General features: G+C 57.7%; 1 protein-coding gene and 2 pseudogenes. All 3 read left to right on the forward strand.

Annotated elements, in window-relative coordinates; genetic code table 11:
• Nucleotides 1-152: 152 nt before the first annotated feature.
• Nucleotides 153-751: pseudogene (locus HMPREF3115_RS21195) on the forward strand (RHS repeat-associated core domain-containing protein); the annotation flags it as partial.
• 29 nt (nucleotides 752-780) lie between these two features.
• Complete coding sequence (locus tag HMPREF3115_RS21200; protein WP_035489409.1) at nucleotides 781-1,206, forward strand: SMI1/KNR4 family protein; 426 nt, start codon at nucleotides 781-783, stop codon at nucleotides 1,204-1,206.
• A pseudogene (locus tag HMPREF3115_RS29845) lies at nucleotides 1,202-1,336 on the forward strand (RHS repeat-associated core domain-containing protein); the annotation flags it as partial. The gene HMPREF3115_RS21200 and the pseudogene HMPREF3115_RS29845, both read left to right, overlap by 5 nt.
• Nucleotides 1,337-1,509 lie beyond the last annotated feature (173 nt).

Genomic DNA, 1,509 nt, shown 5'->3' on the forward strand with positions numbered 1-1,509 from the left:
AACGAAATCGTCAAATTCGCCGACTCCGGCTCGGCCTTGGTCACCCGTGAGCAAGACGGCAAGGTATGTTGTCCGCAGAGGTGCTGAAGGCGCAGGGTCACCTGAAGGCATATGCAGTGATGCACTTCGAGTAGTGGGACGAGTTCAATTAAGCGTCGTACAAGGCGTGGGCGAAGCGCGGGAGGTGATCGCGCGGGCGTCGAAGGCGGCGGGGATCGTGGCGAGGAATTCGTTGCGGTTTCAGGGGCAGCAGGAGGATGAGGAGACGGGGCTGCATTACAACCGGCACCGGTACTATGATCCGAGTAGCGGACGGTTCGTGTCGAAAGACCCGATCGGCCTCGATGGCGGCATCAACGTCTACCAGTACGCTGATAACCCGACGGGCTGGATTGATCCACTTGGTCTCGCGAAGCGATGCGGGTGCCCATGTGGCGTTGAGCCCCACGGTAATCAACCGAGCCCCCGGCCGTCTGGCTATCAGAGTCACCACATCATTCAGGATCGTTGGGCTAAGGCGAACGAAATCGAGGGGTACAACTACCGAGAAGCTCCTGCGATTCTTATCCCACAAAACCCGATCCACAAAGCGATCAGCGATAGCCAGAACGCACGTCGCGACGCAATGACGGCTGCGGGACAGGACCCGTGGGCTACCAGCATTCAGGATCAATTCAACTATTCGTCTCAAGATATGCGGGCTGCTGGGATCTCGGACGACTGCCGTAAGCGTACCTTGAAGAAGGCGTAGAAGTATTTCGACCAACTCGGAGCCATCAAATGACGGATTTCACAGCGTTGCTGGGCGTCGACTTTCGCAGAAGGGCTCCCGCTACCCGTGCAGAAATCGCTCGCCTGGAAAAGACACTAGGCGTCCTGCTTCCATTGAACTATAAGGACTTCCTTGCGTGGTCGGATGGGGGCGAGGGCGAAGTTGGTGACCTCTATCTGTCCATGTGGGCCGTCGAGCAGGTCATCGAACTCAATGCCTTGTACTCGATCACGACACGCATGGGCCGGGGCTTTGTGGGCATCGGTACGGACGGTGGGGATTACTGCTTTGCTCTGGATCTCCGAAGGGACCAACGTTTCGTTGTCGTGCCGCTCGGTGCGCTAGCTGAGGATGAGGTCAAATCACTGGCAAGCGATCTCGTTGCCGGGTTGACCGCCATCCACGACGGCCACATAACGGGCAACGATCTATAACCGGCATCGCTACTATGATCCCCAACTCGGCAGGTTCACCAGCAGAGATCCCGTCGGGCTTAGCGGTGGGATAAACGTGTTTCGATACGCACCCAACCCCGTGGGGTGGGTTGATCCGCTCGGCTTGACGTGCTGCGATTGTTTGTATAGGGGGTGAGGGAGGTATCCGGAATTTCGTGTGTGAGGCGGGTTGAGATTCAGACTCCAATGTTGAATCGTTCCGGGTAAAGCAGCGCGAACTGTGTCATGGCGCTCTTCCAATCGTGCCGAGAGCGGAGGTATCCGGAATTCCGTGTGTGAGGC

The organism is Burkholderia sp. HMSC10F09 (assembly GCF_001806955.1).
Lineage (GTDB): Bacteria > Pseudomonadota > Gammaproteobacteria > Burkholderiales > Burkholderiaceae > Burkholderia > Burkholderia multivorans.